The organism is Clostridium sp. C105KSO13 (assembly GCF_001517425.1).
Taxonomy (GTDB): Bacteria; Bacillota; Clostridia; order Lachnospirales; family Lachnospiraceae; genus Muricomes.
The window spans coordinates 125,234-148,212 of the sequence record NZ_FBWL01000167.1; the positions used below are offsets into that span (position 1 = coordinate 125,234).

A 22,979-nucleotide genomic window follows, 5' to 3' on the forward strand; every position below is an offset into this window, starting at 1 on the left:
AGAAAGGTAGTTTTATTATGGGTAAAAATTTATGGGAAGTTTATACAGACGAGCAATTAAATGAACTGAATTCTTTAAACGAGGATTATAAGAATTTCCTGGATACAGGAAAGACAGAGCGCGAATGCGTAACTGAGATCATCAGGCAGGCAGAAGCGGGTGGATATAGAGAACTTTCCTCCGTGCAGCAGCTGAAACCGGGGGATAAAGTATATGCGGCGTGGATGGGAAAATCCATTGCACTTTTCAACATCGGGGAGGATGACATGGAGCAGGGTATGAACATCCTTGGTGCTCATATCGATTCTCCCAGGATGGATCTGAAGCAGAATCCCTTATATGAAGCAGATGGATTTGCGTACTTTGATACACATTATTATGGTGGAATCAAGAAATATCAATGGGTGACACTGCCTCTGGCAATTCACGGCATAGTGGTGAAAAAAGACGGGACCAAAGTTGACATAGCTGTAGGAGAAAACGAAGATGACCCTGTATTCGTAATTACCGATCTGCTGATTCATTTGGCCGGGAAACAGATGGACAAAAAAGCTGCCACTGTTGTGGAGGGAGAAAATCTGGATATCCTCATAGGCAGCAGACCGCTGACAGGTGAAGAGAAAGATGCCGCTGCCGCACAGATTCTGAAGCTTTTGAAGGAAACTTACGATATAGAAAAGGAAGATCTGATGTCAGCAGAGTTAGAGGTAGTACCGGCTGGAAAGGCAAGAGATTGCGGCCTTGACAGAAGCATGATTATGGCATATGGTCAGGATGATCGTGTTTGTGCTTATACATCTCTCGCTGCCATACTGAAAGTAGGCCATGTAAAACGCACTTCCTGCTGTATTCTTGTAGATAAAGAGGAAATCGGCAGTGTGGGTGCAACAGGTATGCATTCCAGATTCTTTGAGAATGCGGTTGCAGACATGCTGGATAAGCTTGGGGCTTTCTCTGAGTTGAAGCTACGCCATGTAATGGCCAATTCTACGATGATTTCATCTGATGTAGGCGCTGCTTATGATCCAATGTATGCAGATGCGTACGATAAGAAATCCTCTTCCTTCTTTGGAAACGGACTTGTCATCAAGAAGCATACCGGTTCAAGAGGAAAGAACGGGTCTAATGATGCAAATGCAGAGTACATAGCAAAACTGAGAAAAGTATTTGATGACAGCCAAGTTGCATTTCAGATGACTGAGATGGGGAAGATTGATGTAGGCGGAGGTGGTACTATCGCATACATACTGGCACAATTTGGCATGGAGGTTATCGACGGAGGTGTGGCAGTTCTGAGCATGCATGCTCCCTGGGAGGTTGCCAGTAAGGCCGATGTCTATGAAGCCTACCGCGCATACTGCGCATTCTTAAAAGCTATGAAGTAAGATGGTGAAATGTTTAATTAAAAGAGGCGGATTGATAATATAATTTGTAAGTGCAATCTATCTGGCATGTTTTCCTGTTTTGCAACCGGAATTCAAGAAAATCCGGGTCCCATTCTTCCATTACTCCCGCACCAGGCAGGGAATTCATCCATCTTCTCTTTAAAGTTGAGAAAGAGATTCAGGATCTGCCTTGCGAAGAAAAGAGACAGAAGCATCAGGATGCGTCACAGCCTATCCTTGATGCCTTTTTGTCGTGGGTGGAAGAAACAGCAGCTCTTTCTACCACGAACGAATCTAACAACCGCAGGGGGTACTCTAAAAACCAGAGAAAATACCTGGAAACATTTTGAGAGGATGGCCGGCTGCCGATCTCGAATAATTTATGCGAGGCAAATATAAAGCCATTTGCCACAGCAAAACGTGCAAGGCTTTTTGCCCAAACTCCTAAGGGAGCAGCCGCTAATGCCGTTCTTTATACATTAGTAGAATCCGCCAGAAGAATGCAGGTTGGTCCATAAGCATAAAAAGTGCCTCAAGAAATGATAGGTTTAGTATAGCAGCATTGCGGTAGAATTACATGACGTCATCTTTTGAAGCACTTACATAGCATAGATTCTATGCTAAATGAAGCAGCGAAGCAATAAATAATATTAGAAAAAGTTAATTGTAAAAGTAAATTAGATCCCTTTTTGAAGGAGAGTCTAAATTAGTCTTGCAATTGATCATAATAGTAGAAAGAGGGTTTGCATGACAAAAATAACTGATTATTTTAAAACAAAAACAATAAGAAAAAGGGGGTCTATCAAGACAAAAGTAATTGTTATACCTTCGATCTTGGTATTAATTTCCATATCAGGAATAGGGATTATTTCTTCCTATTTTATGAGACAAAGCTTACTTAATGAAATGGATTTGCCCGGATATTACACGACGTTATCTTTTGAAGCACTTACATATAATTGATCTGACGCCTCTTTTTTTATGGAATAAATCTGGGAAAATCATCCATACTATTCCTTAGCGGATAAAAAAACCGAAATAGGAAGGAAAGATATTATGGAGAGAAAAAATGCCTGGAATTATTACAGTACAGAGGAAAGAAAACGTGTGGAAGATATCAGCCGCGCCTATTGTCATTTTCTGGACTGCAGTAAAACAGAACGTGAGTGTGCCGCCTCCGCAGTCAGACTGGCAGAGTCCCGGGGCTATAAAAATATGGAAACAATCTTAGAAACAGGAGAAACTTTGAAACCAGGCGACAGAGTATACGCCTGCCATATGGACAAGACTGTGGCGTTGTTCCAGCTAGGCGCAGAGCCTTTTGAAAAGGGCATGAACATTCTGGGGGCACATATTGATTCTCCGAGAATTGATGTCAAACAGATTCCCCTATATGAAGAGCAGGGAAATGTTTACCTGGATACACATTATTATGGGGGAGTGAAAAAATATCAGTGGCTGGCACTGCCTTTAGCAATCCATGGGATCATAGTCAGAAAAGACGGCACAAAAACAGAGATAAAATTGGGAGAAAAGGAGAAAGATCCTGTCTTTGTTATAACGGATCTGCTTCCTCATCTTGGAAAAGAGAAGAATGAACAGAAGGTAAAAGATTTCATTAATGCTGAAAAAATGGACCTTTTGATAGGAAATTACCCAGAGGCAGCTGAGAAGAACGAGAAAGAATCTGAATTGGTTAAAAAGACGGTTCTAAAAATACTCCAGGAGCAATACGAGATAGAAGAGGAGGACTTTATTTCGGCAGAGCTGGAAATAGTTCCTGCAGGGAAAGCGCGGGACTGCGGAATTGACAGAAGTATGGTACTGGCATATGGACAGGATGACCGAAGCTGTGCGTTCACTTCCCTGCTTGCACTTCTGGAAGTGAAAATGACGAAACGCACAGCATGCTGTGTGCTGGTTGATAAAGAGGAAATCGGAAGTGTAGGTGCTACCGGAATGCACTCAAAATTTTTTGAAAACACGGTGGCGGAATTGATAGAATTGTGTGGCGGTTACTCTGATATAAAGTTTCGCCGGACTATGACAAACTCTAATATGCTCTCCTCCGATGTTAGTGCCGCCTATGATCCTATGTTTGCCGAGTACTATGAAAAGAAGAATTCTGCCTATCTGGGAAATGGGCTTGTATTTAATAAGTATTCAGGAAGTGCCGGGAAATCCGGCGCAAATGATGCGAATGCGGAATATATGGCAAGTCTCAGGCAGGTTATGGATAAACATAAGGTTGTTATACAGACTGCAGAGCTGGGAGCTGTAGATAAAGGAGGAGGCGGTACTATAGCCTATATCATGGCAAATTATGGTATGAATGTAATCGATTGCGGAATCCCCGTACTGAATATGCATGCCCCCTGGGAGGTGTCCAGCAAGGCTGATATTTACGAGGCTCTCAAAGGCTATATTGCTTTTCTGAAAGAAGCATAACGTCTGCGTATCAAAGGATACCTGCAAAAGGATATACAAAAACGGCTGGCCCGAAATGGCTAACCGTTTTTGTCTCGTTTGGGGGGATACTTATTCTTCAATGTTGGTGTATACTTCAGGGTGTTTGCGTCTGTCTCTGAATTCTGCACAGGCTGTGTACAGAACGTCTGTTGAAGAATTGAGGGCAGTCTCGCAGGAGTCCTGAATAACACCTACGATGAAACCAACGCCGACTACCTGCATTGCGATATCATTCGGGATGCCGAACAGGCTGCAGGCAAGTGGAATCAGAAGCAGTGATCCTCCCGCTACTCCAGAAGCACCGGCGGCGCTTAAGGCGGAGAGAACACAGAGAATAATAGAAGGTATGAAGTCTACCTGAATTCCCAGAGTATTAGCTGCTGCAAGCGCCATTGTGGAGATAGTGACTGCGGCTCCGGCCATATTTATAGCAGCACCGAGAGGAATAGAAATAGCATAAGTATCTTCACTTAGTTCAAGCTTTTCACACAGCTCCATATTAACCGGAATGTTGGCAGCAGAGCTGCGGGTAAAAAATGCAGTAATACCACTGTCTTTTAGGCAGGTAAGTACCAGGGGAAATGGATTTTTTCTTGTACAGGCAAAGGTAACGATTGGGTTTATAATTAGTGCTACGAAGAACATAGTTCCAACCAGAACAAGAATGAGTCTGCCATAGTCTAATAAGACATGCAGTCCCTGTTCGGAAATGGTTGTGAAAATCAAGCCCAGGATACCGAAAGGAGCGCAGTTGATAATCCATTTAACAGCCGTAGCAATTGCATCGGATATATTTTCCAGTGCACGTTTGGTACCGTCTCCTGCTTTCTTGAGAGCGAGACCCAGAATGATGGCCCATGCCAGTATGCCGATATAGTTGGCGTTTACAAGAGCATTTACCGGGTTGTCCACCACATTCATCAGTAGATTGGTCAGTACTTCCGTGACACCGCTGGGGGGGGCAATGTCCGTGGTGTTCGTATTTTTTGAAAAAGTAAGCGTGATCGGGATTATGTAGCTGGCCAGAACTGCAGAAAGGGCTGCCAGCAGGTTCCCAAGCATATAGAGCACTACAATAAAGGTCATATTGGTCTTCTGCCCTTTTCTCATCTGAGACAGCGCACTCATGACCAGAAAGAACACCAGAAGAGGAGCAACTCCCCGCAGAGCGCCGACGAACAGGGTCCCCAGAATGGAGATTGCCGATGCCTGAGGAACAACCAGTCCGAGAATGATACCGACAATCAATCCGCAGATAATCCGTTTGATAAGGCTGATACTGTTCCATTTTTGAAAAATCTTGATAACAGGGTTAAAAAATTTTTTCATGTTTTCTTCTCGTGGATATATTAGCATGGTACTATACCCACATCCCTCTCTTTCTTGTTTAGATTTGTTTTCCCCAACATAACTATTATGACATAAAACTGTGCATATTACCATATAAACTATATTTTAACAATATTTCATTATCAAAAGTGGTGCATCTACAAATCAAATGAACAAAAGTTAGAGGAAAATACACAATAGAAATATTTTGCACAATATTGTATATGGGTAGAATGAATGCTATACTTAATAGGTAATCATCTGGGGAAGATGAAAAAATAACTAGGAGGCTATTGTCATGGGACAAACACAAAATGATGGTTTGATGTGGGCTCTTGTAAAAGAGAGACCGGAAGAAGGCTTATGGATGAAGAGAGTTCCCATTCCGGATGTGGGACCAAACGATGTCAAGATCAAGATCCACAAGACTGCAATCTGCGGGACAGACGTACACATCTATCAGTGGAATGACTGGGCACAGCACACGATACCCGTCGGTCTGACGGCGGGACACGAATATGTCGGAGAGGTTGTGGAAACAGGTGAGGCCGTGCGGGGGTTTAAGCCGGGCCACCTTGTATCCGGAGAAGGCCATATTACGTGCGGAAAATGCAGGAATTGTCTGGAGGGACACAAGGAGAACTGTAAAGATGCGAAGGGAGTAGGAGTGAACCGAAACGGAGCATTTGCTGAGTATCTTGTTATTCCCTCCTGCAATGTATGGCCGTGCAATCCTGCAATTCCGGAAGAAATGTACGCCATATTTGATCCTTTTGGAAATGCGACCCACGCTGCGCTGTCTTACGACTCTCTTGGAGAGGATGTGCTGATTACCGGTGCAGGTCCTATTGGATGTATGGCTGCGGCTATTGTGAAATTTGCAGGAGCTAGAAATGTGGTTGTGACAGATTTTAATGCCTATCGTCTGGAACTTGCCAGGAAGCTGGGAGCAACCAGAACTGTAAATCTCAAAGAAGAGAAGCTTACGGAAGTCATGAAAGAAATCGGCATGACAGAAGGATTTGATGTAGGACTTGAGATGTCCGGTGCACAGGCAGGGCTTAGTGAAATGATTCACAATATGAAACATGGCGGAAAGATCGCTCTTCTTGGTCTGCAGAGAACAGATGCTGTAGTGGATCTTGAGACGGTAATCTTTAATGGCCTCAATTTACGTGGCATATACGGAAGAAAGGTATGGGATACATGGTACAAGATGTCTACAATGCTGCAGGCAGGCCTGGATATTTCTCCAGTTATTACCCACCACTTTGATATTAAGGATTTTGAAAAAGGATTTGAAGCAATGATTTCAGGGCAGTCCGGAAAGGTTATATTAGACTGGTCACGTGTAAACGGGTAATTAGATGCAGCGGAATACAAAGAAAGAAGGATATAAGCAATGGCGCGCAAGGACAATATTTTAAATATTTATTCACAAGAGGTGGAGGGAATCAAAGAAGCAGGCCTTTTCAAGGGGGAAGCTCCCTTTGTTTCTCCTCAGGGATCAAAGGTAACAATGGAAGATGGCAGAGAACTTCTCTGCATGTGTTCAAACAACTACCTGGGACTGGGGGACAGCCCTCGTCTGATTGAAGCTGCAAAGAGAACCTATGATGAGAAGGGCTACGGAGTTGCATCTGTACGGTTTATCTGCGGAACTCAGGACATCCATAAAAAGTTGGAAAAAAGGATATCTGACTTCCTGGGAACGGATGATACCATCCTGTATTCCTCTTGTTTTGATGCAAACGGAGGTCTGTTTGAGACCATACTTTCTGATAAAGATGCCGTTATCAGTGATGAACTAAACCATGCATCTATCATCGACGGAGTGCGGCTGTGCAAGGCAAAGAGGTACCGCTATAAAAATAATAGCATGGAAGATCTGGAGGCCAGACTCAAAGAGGCGGATGAGGCCGGTGCGAGAGTAAAATTAATTGCCACAGACGGTGTATTTTCCATGGACGGAATTATATGTAACTTAAAAGGAGTTTGTGATCTTGCCGATAAATACAATGCTCTTGTAATGGTAGATGACAGCCATGCGGTAGGCTTTATAGGAAAGACGGGCCGTGGGACTCCGGAGTACTGCGGTGTACAGGGACGTGTGGATATCATCACTGGCACCCTGGGGAAGGCTCTGGGAGGAGCGTCCGGCGGATATACTTCAGGAAGAAAAGAGATTATCGATCTTCTGCGTCAGAGAAGCCGTCCGTATCTGTTCTCCAATTCAGTGGCTCCCGCAATTGTGGGTGCAAGCCTTGAGCTTTTTGACATGCTCGATGAGAGTACTAAGCTTCGGGATCATCTGGAAGATGTAACTGCATATTATAGAAAGCTGCTGGTGGACAATGGCTTTGATATTATCCCCGGAACCCATCCCTGTGTGCCGGTTATGCTCTATGATGAGAAGACAGCGGCTGAGTTTGCAAAGCGCATGATGGAGAAGGGCGTATATGTAGTGGCATTCTCCTATCCGGTAGTTCCCAAAGGAAAAGCGAGAATCCGTACACAGGTATGTGCCAGCCATACCAAAGAGGAGATAGATTTTATTGTAAAGTGCTTCAAGGAGGTAAGGTGCGAGATGGGACTTAAAAAATAAAAAGAGAATCCCGCAAAATAAGGCAATCTTTCCTATAATAAGGCAGATTGTCTTATTTTTTTTGGATTTTTGCAGATAATGTGAAAATAACGCTAATAAGTGGACAAAATGCTTGACGGGGATTAACAAAACCATTAAACTATTAGATGCGACATGATGCTATTTTATTTGAAAAAATTATTTAGGAGGTCATTGGAACATGGCAAAATGGGTTTATATGTTTACAGAAGGTAATGCAACCATGAGAAACCTTCTTGGTGGTAAAGGCTGCAACCTTGCAGAGATGACAAACTTAGGTCTTCCGGTACCGCAGGGGTTTACAATCACAACTGAAGCTTGTACGCAGTACTATGAAGACGGCGAGAATATTAATGATGAGATTATGGAACAGATTACAGAGTCTATTACTAAAATGGAAGAAATCACCGGAAAGAAATTCGGCGACAAAGAGAATCCTCTTCTTGTTTCCGTACGTTCCGGAGCAAGAGCTTCTATGCCGGGTATGATGGACACCATTCTGAACCTTGGCTTAAATGAAGAAGTTGTCGATATACTTGCTGAGAAGTCAGGCAATCCCCGTTGGGCATGGGACTGCTACAGAAGATTTATTCAAATGTATTCCGACGTAGTTATGGAAGTCGGTAAGAAATATTTTGAAGAGCTTATCGACAAGATGAAAGAAGAAAAGGGTGTTACACAGGACGTTGACCTGACAGCAGAGGATTTGAAGGTTCTTGCCGGACAGTTTAAGGCAGAATATAAAGAGATGATTGGTGATGATTTCCCGGATGATCCAAAGGAACAGTTGATCGGAGCTATCAAAGCTGTATTCCGTTCATGGGACAACCCCAGAGCTAATGTATACCGCCGTGACAATGATATCCCATATTCATGGGGAACAGCGGTTAACGTACAGATGATGGCCTTCGGTAACATGGGAGACACTTCCGGTACAGGTGTTGCATTTACCCGTGATCCTGCTACAGGAGAGAAGAAACTCATGGGAGAGTTCCTGATGAATGCACAGGGTGAGGACGTTGTTGCCGGTGTTCGTACACCTCAGAAGATTGCTCAGTTACAGGAAGTTATGCCGGAAGTTTACGAGCAGTTCGTGGACATCTGCCATACTCTGGAAGATCATTACAGAGACATGCAGGATATGGAGTTTACTATCGAGGATAAAAAACTTTATATGCTGCAGACACGTAATGGTAAGAGAACAGCTCAGGCTGCTTTGAAAATTGCCTGCGATCTTGTAGACGAAGGAATGATTACAGAAGAGATGGCTGTTGCAATGATTGATCCGAGAAATCTGGACACATTGCTTCACCCACAGTTTGACGCTGCTGCTCTGAAAGCCGCTGTGCCGGTTGGACGTGCACTGGGAGCTTCACCCGGAGCTGCATGCGGTAAGGTTGTATTTACAGCAGACGATGCAAAGGCATGGGCTGCAAGAGGAGAAAAAGTCGTACTTGTACGTCTTGAGACATCTCCGGAAGACATTGAAGGTATGAAAGCTGCACAGGGTATCCTGACAGTTCGTGGGGGTATGACATCACACGCTGCCGTTGTTGCCCGTGGAATGGGTACATGCTGTGTATCCGGATGCGGCGACATCGCAATGAATGAGGCAAACAAGAAATTTACGCTTGCTGGGAAAGAATACCATGAAGGGGATGCAATCTCTCTGGATGGTTCCACAGGTAATATTTACGACGGCTTAATCCCCACAGTAGACGCTACAATTGCCGGTGAATTCGGAAGAATCATGGGATGGGCTGACAAGTACAGAACTATGAAGGTCCGCACAAATGCAGATACACCTGCCGATGCTAAGAAAGCACGTGAACTAGGAGCAGAAGGTATCGGTCTCTGCCGTACTGAGCACATGTTCTTTGCAGGCGACAGAATTGATGCATTCCGTGAAATGATTTGTTCAGATACAGTAGAATCGAGAGAAAAAGCACTGGAGAAGATCCTTCCGGTACAGCAGAAAGATTTCGAAGAACTGTATGATGCACTGGAAGGAAATCCGGTAACCATCCGTTTCCTGGATCCACCGCTTCATGAATTCGTTCCTACAGAAGAGGACGACATTAAGAAACTGGCTGATGCTCAGGGCAAAACAGTAGAGCAGATTAAGACAATTATTGATTCTCTTCATGAGTTCAACCCGATGATGGGACACCGTGGATGCCGTCTGGCAGTCACATACCCAGAGATTGCAAAGATGCAGACAAAAGCTATCATCCGCGCAGCTATCAATGTACAGAAAGCACATGCTGACTGGGAAGTTAATCCGGAGATTATGATTCCATTGATTGGTGACATCAAAGAGTTAAAGTTTGTGAAGAAGATTGTTGTTGAAACAGCTGACGCTGAGATTAAAGCAGCAGGCAGTGACCTGAAATATCAGGTAGGTACAATGATTGAGGTTCCCAGAGCTGCACTTACAGCTGATGAGATCGCAAAAGAAGCTGATTTCTTCTGCTTCGGTACAAATGACCTGACACAGATGACATTCGGATTCTCCCGTGATGATGCTGGAAAATTCCTAGATTCATATTATGATGCTAAGATCTTTGAGAGTGATCCGTTTGCAAGAATTGACCAGGCGGGTGTTGGCAAGTTGATGGAGATGGCGGTTGAATTAGGAAAACCGGTTAATCCAAAACTGCACGTAGGAATCTGCGGCGAGCACGGCGGAGATCCAAGTTCTGTAGAATTCTGCAATACACTTGGTCTGGACTATGTATCCTGCTCACCATTCCGTGTACCGATTGCAAGACTCGCAGCGGCACAGGCAGCTATCAAAAGTAGATAGGAGTTCTCTTTTCCTTTGATTTACCGCTTAGTTTTGAGCAGGCAGCAGCTTGGCGAAAAGCGAACGGACAATATGTAAGGAAGAATCAGTGGCGAGAAACTACCGTAAAGGTATATATTGACCTTGATGAACACCTAAATACGATAAGCGTATCATTAGAAATAGTGGTACGCTTATTTTTTAATCTATAGGAAATTTCTCAAATAGCAAAAATAGTGTATAATAGATGTGAAATAAAAAAGAACATAGCAAAAGAGCGAAGTCGTGCCCTTGATTTCAAGCAAAAAAATGCGATAGAGATTAAAAGCATCCCAATAAGACTTGATTGTATTCTGGCTGCACCTGCGTTGCTTCAACTAATAGACGGTAAGAAACTCGCGGAGGTACTGAAAGAATTTATTGTTTTCCATGACTGTATTGTAAAAGCAGGAAACCAAACTTTGATCGGAGAGGTTCCTGCTTTTTATTTATAGTGACCAGACTATGATAACAAAAGGTACAGGATAAAACAATCTGATGTATGATTCGCCAGATTAATTTAATCTGTACTCTTTTTGTAACAGCTGTTTGCTGCCCCGCCAGTGGTCAATCCTGATGCGGCGGCGGTCACGATGGTATGGAGTTATGCAGGCGAGCTTATTTTCAATATGCTCATCTTAGTTGGTGCGGTCAAAATGGTATACCGTATTGTCCGAGAAATGATGGTCTGTAATTTATACCCCAAGGGCACCCCGTAACTCATGTCCTGCGGGCGGATTCGCAGTAAACTGCGTAATAAAGTATGAAATTTTCTGCAAGCGTTGACTTGATGGTATGAAATAAGTATAATATAGATAGAATACTACTATCTAATAAACGCAAGGAGGTTTTGTTATGAATATTCGTCCATCCGCAGCAATCCGCCAGAACTACAATGAGATTGCTAATATGTGCAGAAAGACCGCAGAGCCAGTTTTCCTTACCAAAAACGGCGAGGGAGATTTGGTTGTTATGGATATTGAAACGTTCAACCGCAGGGAAAAGATGTTAAAGCTCCGTGAGGAACTCTTAGCGGTTGAGGAAGATAGAATGGCAGGCAGAGTCGGCTGTACGCTTGATGAACTGGACGCTTATCTTGACGATGTGATTGCAGAGGTGTAGCGTATGGCAGAGAACAAGAGATACAAAGTTATTGTTTCCGACAGAGCGAAAAGAATGTTGGGAACACACATCCGATTTATGGCACAGGTCAATAAAGAAGCAACGGCGGCAAAAAAGAAAGATATAATAACCGCTATGCGTTCCCTCTGCCAGATGCCGCAGCGTTTGCCGTTATTTAAGGAATTATATATCACACCGAACAAATATCACAAAATGTTCCTTGAAAAGTGGTATCTTGTCCTCTATCAAATCCAAGACGACACGGTGTATGTCGATTATATTTTAGACTGCCGTAAGGATTACAGTTGGCTCATCAGATGACAACAAAATATGTTTTAGAAATCGTCACTTACAATTAGATGGCGATTTTTTTATGCTCCAAAGGAGGCGCAGATGATTGGAAGATAAGATAAATAAGGAAATACGTAACTATACGGAATCCATGTTTTGCGGGCTGTCACTCAGACAGTTCATTTTTTCCGTTCTTGCCTGCGGCGTTGCAGTAGGGCTTTACATTTTGCACTGGAATGTTTCCCTAAAGAAACTACATGGCAACTACCGTGAGAGATGGTACAATAAAGGCATAGAGTAACAACAATATTATTTAAAAGGCGGTTTCTAATGATTATGGTGAGCCTATTCATATCCATGTAGCTAAAGGAAAACCGTCTAACCAGAAACTCATTAAAAAGAACTTGCTTATATAAAGATCATCCTATAGAATTAAAGATAGTGTAGATGCATAGCATTTATCAGGCAACCTGAAATTGTTTCAAATTATTAAGGAGGATGAGGATGGGAACAAATGGAAAAGAAGGAGTTTTGGAAAGGGTTTTTCATTTATCGGAGAACCAGACAGATGTAAAAACGGAGGTTATGGCCGGATTTACTACGTTCATGACTATGGCCTATATTCTGGCAGTTAATCCCAGCATTTTGAGTGCCACAGGTATGGACAGTGGATCTGTATTCACTGCAACCGCTCTTGCATCATTTATTGCCACACTTTTAATGGCAGGGTTGTCCAATTACCCCTTTGCGCTGGCCCCCGGGATGGGACTTAATGCATATTTTGCGTATACTGTGGTACTAAATATGGGCTATACCTGGCAGATGGCTCTGGCGGCTGTATTTATTGAAGGGCTCATCTTTATAGCACTTTCCCTGACCAAAGTCCGGGAAGGAATATTCAATGCAATTCCTATGAATTTAAAACATGCGGTATCTGTTGGTATCGGGCTGTTTATTGCATTCCTTGGACTCCAGAATGCAAAAATCGTTGTAGACGGAGAAACTCTTGTATCTGTGTTTTCCTTTAAGGCCTCTCTGGCAGACGGTTCCTTTCATACTGTTGGAATTACAGTGTTGCTGGCAATCATAGGTATTCTTATTACCTCAATTCTGGTGGTAAAGAATGTGAAGGGAAATATCCTGTGGGGAATTATTATTACATGGGTCTTGGGAATGCTTTGCCAGGCTGCCGGCTTATACCAGCCGAACCCTGAACTGGGAATGTACAGTGTATTCCCTGATTTTTCGTCGGGTTTTGGCATTCCAAGTATGAGTTCTACCTTTCTTAAGTTGGATTTCAGCAAGGTACTTTCGCTAGATTTTATAGTTGTTATGTTTGCATTTTTGTTTGTTGATATGTTTGATACATTGGGAACCCTGATTGGTGTGGCATCTAAAGCTGACATGCTGGATAAAGACGGGAAGCTCCCCCAGATAAAGGGCGCGCTGCTGGCAGATGCTGTGGGGACCTCTGTTGCAGCATTACTGGGTACATCGACCACCACCACTTTTGTGGAAAGTGCTGCAGGTGTCGCAGAAGGCGGAAGAACCGGATTAACATCGGTAGTTACAGCTATTCTGTTTGGCTTATCGCTGTTCTTATCCCCGTTTTTCCTGGCAATTCCAAGCTTTGCAACGGCTCCGGCCCTGGTAGTGGTAGGCTTTTTGATGCTCACTTCTGTCACCAAGATTGACTTTAAAGATTATACAGAGGCAATTCCAAGCTATATCACAATTATTGCAATGCCTTTTATGTACAGCATTTCAGAGGGAATTTCTATGGGGGTTATTTCCTATGTAATAATCAATCTGGCAACGGGCAATGCAAAGAAAAAGAAAATCAGTGTTATCATGTATGTCCTGGCTGTACTATTTGTGTTGAAATATATACTGATATAATAATAAAGTAAGGAGGCTGTGTATGAGCAAAAGTATAATCCAGATAGCTAAAGGGGACATACCTGCGGACCTGGTACTAAAAAACGGCAAGGTGTTAAATGTATTTACGGAGGAGATATATGCTGCAGATGTGGCCATAACAGGAAATATTATTGCAGGAGTGGGAAACTATCACGGAGAACAGGAAATTGACTGCACTGGGAAATATATAGTTCCTGGTTTTATTGATGCGCATGTTCATATTGAATCATCAATGGTAACACCATTAGAGTTTGCAAAACATATCGTGCGCACAGGCACTACAGGAATTATTGCAGATCCTCACGAGATTGTAAATGTAAACGGAAAGAAAGGGCTGGATTTTATTTTAGATGCATCCGAAAATATACCGGTAAATACATATGTTATGGTGCCATCCTCGGTTCCAGCTACCGATATTGACACAAACGGTGCGGGAAAGTTTCTGGCAGAAGATATGCTGCCCTATAAAGCAAACCCAAGGGTGCTTGGGTTGGGTGAAATGATGCGTTTTGTTGATGTACTTAATGAGCATAAGGAAACGCTGGATAAGCTGGAGACATTTTCTGATAGGATTATAGACGGACATGCGCCCGGAATAGCCGGGAAAGATGTGCAGGCCTACCGCGCAGCAGGTGTGATGAATGATCATGAATGTGCAACAGCCAGGGAGGGGCTGGAAAAGCTGCGTGCCGGTTTCTGTATCCTGGTGCGGGAAGGAAGCGGTGCAAAAAATCTGGAGAGCCTGCTGAAAGGATTCCTGGAGGCTGGGGTATCATTGGAGCAATGTATGTTTTGCACAGATGACAAGCATTTGGAAGATATTGAAAAAGAGGGGCATATTAATGCGTGTATCCGCAAGGCGATTGCGCTTGGGGTTCCGGCTGTAAAAGCGTACAAAATGGCATCCTTTAATGCGGCAAGGGTCTATCAGATAAATAACACAGGAGCTATAGGCCCGGGCCGGCTGGCCGATATCGTTGTTGTCGATGACTTGAGTAAAGCTGAGCCGAGCCTTGTGATTAAGGGCGGAAAAGTTGTTGATGAGGAATGGCTTGAATCTTTTCACTATGAGTTAAAAGACGAATCACTCTTAAAAACGGTAAAGATCAAAAGTCTGGACCGGAAGGATCTGGTTTTTCCCCAAAAGGAAGTCAATCCTGTGATAGAATTGGTGCCGAATCAATTATTAACATTGCACAAAGAAGAAAGTATTCCGGGGGAAAACGGAGAGTTTGTACCTGATTCTGAATATGCAAAACTGGTTGTGGCCGAGCGACATGGAAAGAATGGGAAAGTAGGCGTTTGCCCGATAAAAGGATATGGAATTAAAAATGGGGCAGTAGCAACGACCGTTTCTCATGATTCACATAATATCATTGCGGTGGGTGATAATGATGATGATATTTTATGTGCAATTAATGAATTAAAGGAAATTCAGGGCGGATACGTAATTGCTTCCGGCAATCATATTGTGGATGAGCTGCCCCTTACTTTAGGTGGACTTATGAGTATGGATAAGGCTGCCAATGTACAGAAGAAAACAAGTGAGATGGTGCAGACAGCAAGAAATATGGGAGTACAGGAAGGGGTGGATCCTTTTATTACACTGTCCTTTATGGCACTTACTGTAATTCCGGAGCTTCGATTGACGGAAGCGGGAATTTTTGATGTCAGCAGTATGAAGTTCCTCCGGTAATATCGGAAATTTGAAGGCTGTATCCCAATCAAGGATACAGCCTCCTTTCGAAGTTGCCGGCTATCGAGCAGCCTTCTGTAAAAATCATAAACGCATGGGGGTCCATACTTCGAACAAGTCTCTTCAACTGCCTGACTTCATACTTAGAAATAACTACAAATAGAATGTAGGAGGTTTCGTTCGTATAGGCTCCTGAACCGTCCCAGTTGGTGACACCCCGGCCGAGCTGGTCAATAATAGCTCTGGAGATACCCAGTTTTTTGGTGAAGATCATAACACTCATATTGATATTCTGGATGTGTACACGGTCACATGCGATGGAGTAAATCACGCCGTAAATGAGAGAATAAATTGCGATCTCAACATTAAACACCAGAAGGCAGGCTCCGTATACAAAAATGTTAATGATAATGCCTATCTTACCTACACTGAAGCCTGGAAATTTTTTAGAAAAATAGATGCCCAGGATATCCTGGCCGCCGCCGGAGCTGCCGCCTCTTAAAATCAGACCTGATCCGGTACCCGCTATGATGCCCCCGATGACACAGGCGGTAAGATAGTCGTCAATAATAGGGGTTGAAGGAATCGGGAGCAGGGTGAGTGCTGCGGTCTGGATAATAATAGTTATAACGGAACGGGTAAAGAAAACCTTTCCCATTTTACTCCATGCCATATAAACCAGAGGTAAGTTAATCAGAAGATATATAATACCTGCAATATCTGTCCGTCCGAAGGAAAAAGGAACCAGCCTTATGACGAGAGTACGAGTCAACTGGGCAATACCCATAAAGCCTCCGTTATATAATGAAAGCGGAGTAATGAAAACATTCAGACCAAAAGCAAATATAACAGCACCGAGTGTCATGTTGCAGGTACTGTATATACGCTGTTTCTGCAATGCACTAAAAGAATTAAAGGATACCATGGTAAAAGCCCCCCTTATGTAGTAATAATCTATCAGATGTCACTATATTCTAGCACTTTGATTTCCCTATTACAAGAAGAAATATTATCATATACAAGATGAAATATTATCATTAAAATAGTTTACATCTGATGTTTTCATGTTATAATTCAGTTATAAATGGATAAATTCAATTATATGGATATTAAATTCCATAGGAAAGGGTGATGATATGAAGTACTTAGAGATTGAGAAGGTAGTAGGCAGAGAGATTATTGATTCCAGAGGAAATCCGACCGTAGAGGCGGAAGTCTATCTTGCTGACGGTACAGTGGGAAGGGGAACAGCTCCAAGCGGTGCATCTACAGGAGAATTTGAGGCACTAGAATTAAGAGACGGAGATAAAGGCAGGTTCGGCGGCAAAGGGGTTTCCAAAGCTGTTGCAAATATTAACAAAATCATCTCTGACACACTCAAAGGAGTGAATGCGGCGGACACCTATGCGGTGGACAAGGCCATGCTTGCTGCAGACAAGACAAAGGATAAGTCCAAATTGGGGGCTAATGCAATTCTCGCTGTGTCTATAGCCAGTGCCAGGGCAGCAGCAAATGCGCTGGACATGCCGCTGTATCGTTTTCTGGGCGGTGTAAACGGGAACAGGCTGCCGGTACCTATGATGAATATTTTAAACGGGGGTGCCCACGCTGCGAATACGGTAGATGTTCAGGAATTTATGATTATGCCTGTAGGGGCAGAAAGTTTCCGTGAAGGCCTGCGCTGGTGCACGGAAGTATTCCATGCTCTGTCAGCGCTGCTAAAGGCGAGGAAGCTGACAACTTCTGTCGGTGATGAGGGTGGATTTGCTCCTGACCTTGGAAGCGACGAGGAAGCAATCGAGTGTATTCTTGAGGCTGTAGAAAAAGCAGGATATAAACCGGGAAAAGATTTCGTGCTTGCGATGGATGCCGCTTCCAGCGAATGGAAGAGTGGTGTAAAAGGTGAATATTTACTGCCTAAATCAGGAAAGAAATTTACTTCAAAAGAGTTGGTGGCACATTGGAAGGTTCTCTGTGATAAATACCCAATCTACTCTATCGAGGACGGGTTGGATGAAGAGGACTGGGAAGGCTGGAAGATGATGACAGCTGAATTGGGTGACAAAATCCAACTGGTAGGCGATGATTTATTTGTGACCAATACAGAGAGGCTCTCCAAGGGAATCAGCCTGGGCTGTGGTAATTCTATTCTGATCAAGCTGAATCAGATTGGTACTGTTTCCGAGACACTGGAAGCTATTAAAATGGCACATAAGGCAGGTTACACTACCATTGCTTCCCATCGTTCAGGGGAGACAGAGGACACTACAATTGCAGATCTTGCCGTGGCATTGAACACAGGACAGATTAAAACCGGTGCCCCGAGCAGAAGTGAGCGTGTGGCGAAATATAACCAATTGCTGAGAATTGAGGAAGAGCTGGGAGACGCGGCAGTATATCCGGGAATAGAGACATTTAATATTAAACGTTCGTGAAGTGATTCTATAGCATTATAAACCAAAAGAAAACTGCAGGCTTCGATTTCAAAGTCTGCAGTTTCCTTTTTGTCCGGTTTTTAATCGGGCTGGCCCTCCTGAACAGTCACTTATTTTATAAGAAAACCTGCAAAGAATGTTACCATAGGAATTGTGACAATAGATAGCAATGTTGTAAACGAAAAGATTTCTGAAGTATATTTGTAGTTTTTATTATAACGAATCGCCATCATTGTCATAGCGGCAGATGAAGGGCAGGCAGCTGCAATTAGTGTGGTGAAAGCAAGTGAATGCTCAATTCGTGCCAAAGCTAAAAATAGTGCGACAGCCATTGGAACAACCAGAAGCTTTAGGAAACTTACCCAATAAAGACGAAGGTTGGTAAAAACTTTCTTTAGATCGGCCTGTGCGACAGAGAAACCAGCAACCATCATGGCAAGTGGAGTATTTGTATCAGCGACGTAACTTATAGAGTCCAGAATGGTGGAAGGAATCCGAAGTCTCGCGAAAAACAAACAGATAGCGGCTGCGGTGCTGATTATCATGGGAGACAGAAGTCCTTCCTTGAGCTGCTTCAGAGAAAAACCATTCTCCATCAGGCTGAGCCCATGGGTCCAGAAGAACAGGTTAAAGGTAGCCATATAAGCGGTGAGATAGAACACTCCTTCGTTTCCCAGCACACTGTATACCAGTGGAATTCCAATAAAGCCACAATTAGAATAGACAGAACCAAAGCGGTCAAGGAAATAATCAGGATTATTTTTGGCGGGCACAAGAAATCTTGCGATAAAAATAGCAACAAAATGGGCGGCAAATGCCAGAACGAAGGAAATTAAAAGTCCCTTTACCAGATGGATATCATAATCCACTTGGTAAGCCCTGATAATCAGGCAGGGATTTACAATCATCAGAAGCAGATTAGAAATGGACTTATTTCCTTCCTGACTTACAATCTTTAGTTTGTAACAGACAAAAGCCAATAACATAATCAGCAGCATTTTCATCAGTTGGTTAAAAATCAAAAAAAACATAATAAACACGTTATCCTCTCAGTAAAGATGTCAATCATCGTTATGAGCATCCATCACATTATTTAGTTCATGAAATTTCCTACAATTTCGCTGACTAACTTCCCGTCTGCTTTTCCTTTTACTTTTGGCATAAGTTCTTTCATAAGTTTGCCCTTTTCCTTTGAAGTCAGTGTTTCTATTCCAAGCTCGGACAGCACTTCTTTGATTGTTTCTTTAATTTCATCTTCTCCCATCATCTTTGGAGCATATTCCTCCAGCACAGACAGACGCTTTCCACACTCATCAATAATGTCGATGCGGTCTGGCGGGGTCATTTCCAGGGTTTCCTTTGTCTGCTTGATTTCCTTGAGCACAATCTGGTTTTCTTCCTCTTCCGTTAAATCGGTACGTTTGTCAATCGCCTTGTTCTTTAGAGAAGATAACAGGAATGAAAGGGCTGCTTTTCTTTCCTTGTCTCCGGCTTTCATTGCGGCTACCATTGCACTTCTCACTTCATCGATTTTACTCATTTTTTGTTGTCTCCTTTTCATAATATATAGGATCAGACTTTAAACTTTAGCCCGGTCTTTTATGTTTTACTGTATCTTTAGCATCCTTTAAAGTTTAACAGAATAAAGTGAGATTTTCAATAAACAAATGTATTAGCTAAAAATGACAAATGTAAGCTGCACGAATAATTTCCTCTATTTGACAAATACTAGTACCAGCTTTAATGATTACTATGATGTCAAATGGAGGAATTTCTATATGAAAGCTACAGGAATCGTAAGGAGGATTGACGACCTGGGAAGGGTGGTTATTCCGAAAGAAATACGGAGAACCCTGCGGATTCGAGAGGGCGACCCGTTGGAGATATTTACAGACAGAGAAGGAGAGGTCATACTTAAAAAGTATTCTCCCATAGGAGAGCTGGGAACACTGGCACGTCAATATTCCGAAAGCCTGGCTCAGACAATGGGGTGTACAGTATGTATCACTGATAATGATCAGGTGGTGGCCGCGTCGGGAAGTGGAAAAAAGGATTTGCAGGATAAATTTATCAGCAAGGAGCTGGAAAAAGTAATTCAGGGAAGGGAACAGCTGGTGGCTGGAATTGACAGTGCTAAATATACGAATATCACTTCAGATGAGAAAGAGTTTAAAGAAGAGGCAATCTGCCCTATTCTCTGTGAGGGCGATGCCATTGGATCAGTCGTATTTTTGAATAAGGATGAGAAAAAGAAATTTGGTGAGCTGGAGCAGAAGGTTGCTATGAGTGCAGCTGGATTTCTCGGACGGCAGATGGAACAGTAGTCAAAAGCAGAGTCAGCAAAAGGCGCACCAAGAGAAATGGCACACGTTATTCAGCGAAAAAACCCCCGGAGCTTTTCGTGGATATCGGTGTGTCATATTTTTATGCCAAAATACATATGTTTGATTAAGACATGTTTGAAGATTTGTAAGTTGTGGTGTGCAAAACACTGATGCATTTTCTGGATGAGGAGGAAGAAGATGGAGAAAAGAGTAAAAAATGAACATAGGGGGGAGAACAAGGCTGTCTGGATTTTAAAGTCACTTTTGTGTGCATATATAGTGACTGGGATTCTTCTGCTTTTACTGACTCTGCTGCTTTATAAATTAAACCTGGATGAAGGCAAAGTTACAGGAGGGATTACCGCAATTTATGTTATATCCACTTTTGCAGGCGGTTTTTTGGCCGGTAAGCTGGCGAAGGTACGAAAATTTATATGGGGGCTGACCACAGGAGTTCTGTATTTTGCCCTGTTGCTGCTGATTACCCTGGGTGTCTATCATACCCTACAGGGAGGCGGAATGGGTGTACTGACAACCTTTCTGTTGTGTGCAGGAGGAGGCATGCTGGGAGGAATGGTGTCCTGATTTACAGGATACCTTTTCTTTTTGCACAGATAGCAGTTAGTATTTAGAGATTAAAATTAATTACATTGAGGTATAATAAAACGATTAAAAGGTATTAGAGAGGACACTCAGGATGGAGAAGTTACCCAGAGAATTTTATAACAGAGATACGCTGATTGTTGCAAAGGAGCTTTTGGGAAAAATATTGGTTCATGAGTTAAATGGAGAAAAAGTATGCGCAAAAATCGTGGAGACGGAGGCCTATATGGGAGTAGTGGATAAAGCGGCTCATTCTTTTGGCGGGAGACGAACTCCCAGGGTTGAGGTGATGTATGGAAAACCAGGAGTGTCCTACGTATATTTTATTTATGGGATGTATTTTTGCTTTAATGTGGTAACCAGAGAAGAAGGAATCCCTCAGGCGGTTCTCATAAGAGCACTTGAACCTGTGGAAGGATTGAATTTCATGTCTCAGAACAGGTTTAAAAAGAAATACGATGAACTGAACAGGAAACAGATCATCGGGCTGACCAGCGGGCCCGGAAAATTATGCACCGCACTGCAGATTGATAAAAGTCTCAATGGCGAGGATTTGTGCGGAAGCAGTCTGTATATTGAAGAAGGGGATGGAACTGACTTTCATATAGTTTCAGCTAAAAGAGTGGGAATTGACAAAACGGAGGAAGCACGGGACTATCCCTGGAGATTTTATATAAAAGATAACAGATATGTTTCTGTAAAGATTTGACCTTGCCGAGTCTGAAAACGTACAAATGAAGCATAAAGGCTGCAAGAACTGTCACTAGAAAAGCCGGCACCCGAAAGGTATCGGCTTTTCTAGCTTTTATTGATTTTTCAGTGCAGAGCGTTCTTCTTTTTCCACATGATGTAAGTCATAATGGAAAGGCAGGACGACTGTAGATATACTTTTATGCTTACTTAAGTGACGGCTGATAAAGTAGGTAGTCTGATTATGCAGTATATTATCGTACCAATGGTCAATCATGAATTTAATAACGATAACAGAGATATTCTCTCCCGGCTTTAGTGCCTTTTCTCTTTTCCAGAGATATTCATCCATGGGCCGGATAATATCGCGGTAAGGGGTTTCTATAATCCTCAGTTTGCACGGTACCTGAAACTCATCCCACTGTTTCCGCAGTTTCTCGGCATGTTCACAGTGCCGGCAGATATGCAGAGCGGAGACGTTGTTGGAGATAGAGTTTGCATAGTTTACAGCTTTCAAAAACGGTTTGTTGACATCATGTACCATTATAATGCACTGTGTGGAAGATACCTTGCTGTATGGGTGGAACTTATCCGGTGTCAGCATCAGCTGGTGTTCTACATAAGCATAATGTTTATGGACAGAGTACATGAGGTACATAAGGAATGGTATAGCAATCCCCAGAAGCCAGGCTCCATCTATAAATTTTGTAGAGAAGACAATGATAGACACTATCAGTGTTACAATCGCTCCTATCCCGTTAATCCAGCATTTATATTGCCAGCCCTTTTCTTTTAACTTTCTCCACTTCAAAAACATACTGAACTGTGCGACAGTAAAAGAAATAAAAACACCCACGGAATACAGCGGAATCATTCTATGTGTTTCGCTCTTGAAACCAATAATCAGCAGTGCCGAGATTACATAAATAAACATGATACCATTGGAAAAGCTCAGTTTTGTTCCTCTTGAGGCAAACTGCCGCGGTACATATCCGTCGTGAGCCAGTATATATAACAATTGAGGCAGACCGTTATATGCGGTATTTGCCGCCAAAATCAAATGATCTCTCGGAATTCTGATTGATCATGCCAGCACTGCTGGCAACAGGACATTGAAAAGTGAATATTATCCAAAATGAACTAAATAGTGAAAAAAGAGTATGAGAAATAGACATAACTGTCGCTATGCCTGAAAAATTTGTTATAATAAAAACGGATTATGCTGCTTGTAGAATCAACTTTCTGAGGGCGGATTCAAAAGGCATATC

The 22,979-nt window shown here is 42.9% G+C and carries 18 protein-coding genes and 2 pseudogenes; 15 read left to right on the forward strand and 5 right to left on the reverse strand.

The features are described 5' to 3' along the window. Positions 1-17 precede the first annotated feature (17 nt). The 3 genes and pseudogenes from BN3456_RS10215 (at position 18) to BN3456_RS10230 (ending at position 3,833) form a co-directional block, all read left to right on the forward strand. Positions 18-1,385: an aminopeptidase gene (locus tag BN3456_RS10215; protein WP_089984041.1), complete on the forward strand. Its 1,368-nt coding sequence runs from the start codon at positions 18-20 to the stop codon at positions 1,383-1,385. A gap of 50 nt (positions 1,386-1,435) precedes the next feature. After that, positions 1,436-1,903 (forward strand): annotated as a pseudogene (locus BN3456_RS10220) (transposase). A 538-nt stretch (positions 1,904-2,441) separates the two neighbouring features. Beyond that, positions 2,442-3,833 (forward strand): aminopeptidase, encoded by a 1,392-nt coding sequence (locus BN3456_RS10230; protein ID WP_089984043.1) that lies wholly within the window; start codon positions 2,442-2,444, stop codon positions 3,831-3,833. Positions 3,834-3,923: 90 nt separating this feature from the next. On the opposite strand, the gene sstT is transcribed toward BN3456_RS10230, so the two are convergent. Further along, a complete protein-coding gene (gene sstT, locus BN3456_RS10235; protein ID WP_089984044.1) occupies positions 3,924-5,183 on the reverse strand; it encodes a serine/threonine transporter SstT in 1,260 nt (419 codons plus the stop codon). Positions 5,184-5,508: 325 nt separating this feature from the next. Between sstT and tdh the strand changes: the two genes are divergently transcribed. The 8 genes and pseudogenes from tdh (at position 5,509) to ade (ending at position 15,659) form a co-directional block, all read left to right on the forward strand. Further along, on the forward strand, positions 5,509-6,546 hold the full coding sequence (gene tdh, locus BN3456_RS10240; RefSeq protein ID WP_347458041.1) for an L-threonine 3-dehydrogenase: 1,038 nt from the start codon (positions 5,509-5,511) through the stop codon (positions 6,544-6,546). 39 nt (positions 6,547-6,585) lie between these two features. Beyond that, a complete protein-coding gene (locus tag BN3456_RS10245; protein ID WP_089984046.1) occupies positions 6,586-7,788 on the forward strand; it encodes a glycine C-acetyltransferase in 1,203 nt (400 codons plus the stop codon). 199 nt (positions 7,789-7,987) lie between these two features. Continuing rightward, positions 7,988-10,612 carry a pyruvate, phosphate dikinase gene (ppdK, locus tag BN3456_RS10250; protein ID WP_089984047.1) on the forward strand — a complete coding sequence of 875 codons (2,625 nt, stop codon included), beginning with the start codon at positions 7,988-7,990 and terminating at the stop codon, positions 10,610-10,612. 873 nt (positions 10,613-11,485) lie between these two features. Continuing rightward, positions 11,486-11,752, forward strand: coding sequence for a type II toxin-antitoxin system prevent-host-death family antitoxin (locus BN3456_RS10260; protein WP_089984049.1), 267 nt, complete (start codon positions 11,486-11,488; stop codon positions 11,750-11,752). A 3-nt stretch (positions 11,753-11,755) separates the two neighbouring features. Continuing rightward, complete coding sequence (locus BN3456_RS10265) at positions 11,756-12,073, forward strand: type II toxin-antitoxin system RelE/ParE family toxin (RefSeq protein ID WP_089984050.1); 318 nt, start codon at positions 11,756-11,758, stop codon at positions 12,071-12,073. Positions 12,074-12,149: 76 nt separating this feature from the next. Next, positions 12,150-12,272: pseudogene (locus BN3456_RS16310) on the forward strand (PrgI family protein); the annotation flags it as partial. Positions 12,273-12,547: 275 nt separating this feature from the next. Then, positions 12,548-13,942, forward strand: a complete 1,395-nt coding sequence (locus BN3456_RS10275) for an NCS2 family permease (RefSeq protein ID WP_089984051.1) — start codon at positions 12,548-12,550, stop codon at positions 13,940-13,942. A gap of 22 nt (positions 13,943-13,964) precedes the next feature. Beyond that, positions 13,965-15,659: an adenine deaminase gene (ade, locus tag BN3456_RS10280; protein ID WP_089984052.1), complete on the forward strand. Its 1,695-nt coding sequence runs from the start codon at positions 13,965-13,967 to the stop codon at positions 15,657-15,659. 28 nt (positions 15,660-15,687) lie between these two features. On the opposite strand, the gene BN3456_RS10285 is transcribed toward ade, so the two are convergent. Next, positions 15,688-16,584, reverse strand: coding sequence for a YitT family protein (locus BN3456_RS10285; protein ID WP_089984053.1), 897 nt, complete (start codon positions 16,582-16,584; stop codon positions 15,688-15,690). 211 nt (positions 16,585-16,795) lie between these two features. Between BN3456_RS10285 and eno the strand changes: the two genes are divergently transcribed. Beyond that, positions 16,796-18,094: a phosphopyruvate hydratase gene (gene eno / locus BN3456_RS10290; protein WP_089984054.1), complete on the forward strand. Its 1,299-nt coding sequence runs from the start codon at positions 16,796-16,798 to the stop codon at positions 18,092-18,094. 110 nt (positions 18,095-18,204) lie between these two features. Here the strand turns inward: eno and BN3456_RS10295 are convergent, their stop codons facing one another. After that, positions 18,205-19,125: an AEC family transporter gene (locus BN3456_RS10295; protein ID WP_089984065.1), complete on the reverse strand. Its 921-nt coding sequence runs from the start codon at positions 19,123-19,125 to the stop codon at positions 18,205-18,207. Between the two features lie 62 nt (positions 19,126-19,187). Beyond that, entirely contained in the window at positions 19,188-19,634 is a 447-nt protein-coding gene (locus BN3456_RS10300) for a GatB/YqeY domain-containing protein (RefSeq protein WP_089984055.1), read from the reverse strand. A 238-nt stretch (positions 19,635-19,872) separates the two neighbouring features. On the opposite strand from BN3456_RS10300, the gene spoVT reads away from it, so the two are divergent. The 3 genes from spoVT to BN3456_RS10315 all read left to right on the forward strand — a co-directional run bounded on the left by spoVT (position 19,873) and on the right by BN3456_RS10315 (position 21,730). After that, complete coding sequence (gene spoVT / locus BN3456_RS10305; RefSeq protein ID WP_089984056.1) at positions 19,873-20,418, forward strand: stage V sporulation protein T; 546 nt, start codon at positions 19,873-19,875, stop codon at positions 20,416-20,418. A gap of 198 nt (positions 20,419-20,616) precedes the next feature. Further along, positions 20,617-21,003: a TIGR04086 family membrane protein gene (locus BN3456_RS10310; protein ID WP_089984057.1), complete on the forward strand. Its 387-nt coding sequence runs from the start codon at positions 20,617-20,619 to the stop codon at positions 21,001-21,003. 112 nt (positions 21,004-21,115) lie between these two features. Beyond that, positions 21,116-21,730 (forward strand): DNA-3-methyladenine glycosylase, encoded by a 615-nt coding sequence (locus tag BN3456_RS10315; protein WP_089984058.1) that lies wholly within the window; start codon positions 21,116-21,118, stop codon positions 21,728-21,730. 96 nt (positions 21,731-21,826) lie between these two features. Here the strand turns inward: BN3456_RS10315 and BN3456_RS10320 are convergent, their stop codons facing one another. Beyond that, the gene (locus BN3456_RS10320; RefSeq protein WP_242862859.1) at positions 21,827-22,765 is read right to left on the reverse strand and encodes an APC family permease; all 939 of its coding nucleotides are present in this window, start codon (positions 22,763-22,765) and stop codon (positions 21,827-21,829) included. Positions 22,766-22,979: the final 214 nt, after the last annotated feature.

What these genes read in the sequence shown, in the direction of transcription:
- BN3456_RS10215 (WP_089984041.1), top strand. Translation starts at nt 18, where the DNA reads ATGGGTAAAAATTTATGGGAAGTTTATACAGACGAGCAATTAAATGAA.
- BN3456_RS10230 (WP_089984043.1), top strand. Translation starts at nt 2,442, where the DNA reads ATGGAGAGAAAAAATGCCTGGAATTATTACAGTACAGAGGAAAGAAAA.
- sstT (WP_089984044.1), bottom strand. Translation starts at nt 5,183, where the DNA reads ATGAAAAAATTTTTTAACCCTGTTATCAAGATTTTTCAAAAATGGAAC.
- tdh (WP_347458041.1), top strand. Translation starts at nt 5,509, where the DNA reads ATGTGGGCTCTTGTAAAAGAGAGACCGGAAGAAGGCTTATGGATGAAG.
- BN3456_RS10245 (WP_089984046.1), top strand. Translation starts at nt 6,586, where the DNA reads ATGGCGCGCAAGGACAATATTTTAAATATTTATTCACAAGAGGTGGAG.
- ppdK (WP_089984047.1), top strand. Translation starts at nt 7,988, where the DNA reads ATGGCAAAATGGGTTTATATGTTTACAGAAGGTAATGCAACCATGAGA.
- BN3456_RS10260 (WP_089984049.1), top strand. Translation starts at nt 11,486, where the DNA reads ATGAATATTCGTCCATCCGCAGCAATCCGCCAGAACTACAATGAGATT.
- BN3456_RS10265 (WP_089984050.1), top strand. Translation starts at nt 11,756, where the DNA reads ATGGCAGAGAACAAGAGATACAAAGTTATTGTTTCCGACAGAGCGAAA.
- BN3456_RS10275 (WP_089984051.1), top strand. Translation starts at nt 12,548, where the DNA reads ATGGGAACAAATGGAAAAGAAGGAGTTTTGGAAAGGGTTTTTCATTTA.
- ade (WP_089984052.1), top strand. Translation starts at nt 13,965, where the DNA reads ATGAGCAAAAGTATAATCCAGATAGCTAAAGGGGACATACCTGCGGAC.
- BN3456_RS10285 (WP_089984053.1), bottom strand. Translation starts at nt 16,584, where the DNA reads ATGGTATCCTTTAATTCTTTTAGTGCATTGCAGAAACAGCGTATATAC.
- eno (WP_089984054.1), top strand. Translation starts at nt 16,796, where the DNA reads ATGAAGTACTTAGAGATTGAGAAGGTAGTAGGCAGAGAGATTATTGAT.
- BN3456_RS10295 (WP_089984065.1), bottom strand. Translation starts at nt 19,125, where the DNA reads ATGTTTTTTTTGATTTTTAACCAACTGATGAAAATGCTGCTGATTATG.
- BN3456_RS10300 (WP_089984055.1), bottom strand. Translation starts at nt 19,634, where the DNA reads ATGAGTAAAATCGATGAAGTGAGAAGTGCAATGGTAGCCGCAATGAAA.
- spoVT (WP_089984056.1), top strand. Translation starts at nt 19,873, where the DNA reads ATGAAAGCTACAGGAATCGTAAGGAGGATTGACGACCTGGGAAGGGTG.
- BN3456_RS10310 (WP_089984057.1), top strand. Translation starts at nt 20,617, where the DNA reads ATGGAGAAAAGAGTAAAAAATGAACATAGGGGGGAGAACAAGGCTGTC.
- BN3456_RS10315 (WP_089984058.1), top strand. Translation starts at nt 21,116, where the DNA reads ATGGAGAAGTTACCCAGAGAATTTTATAACAGAGATACGCTGATTGTT.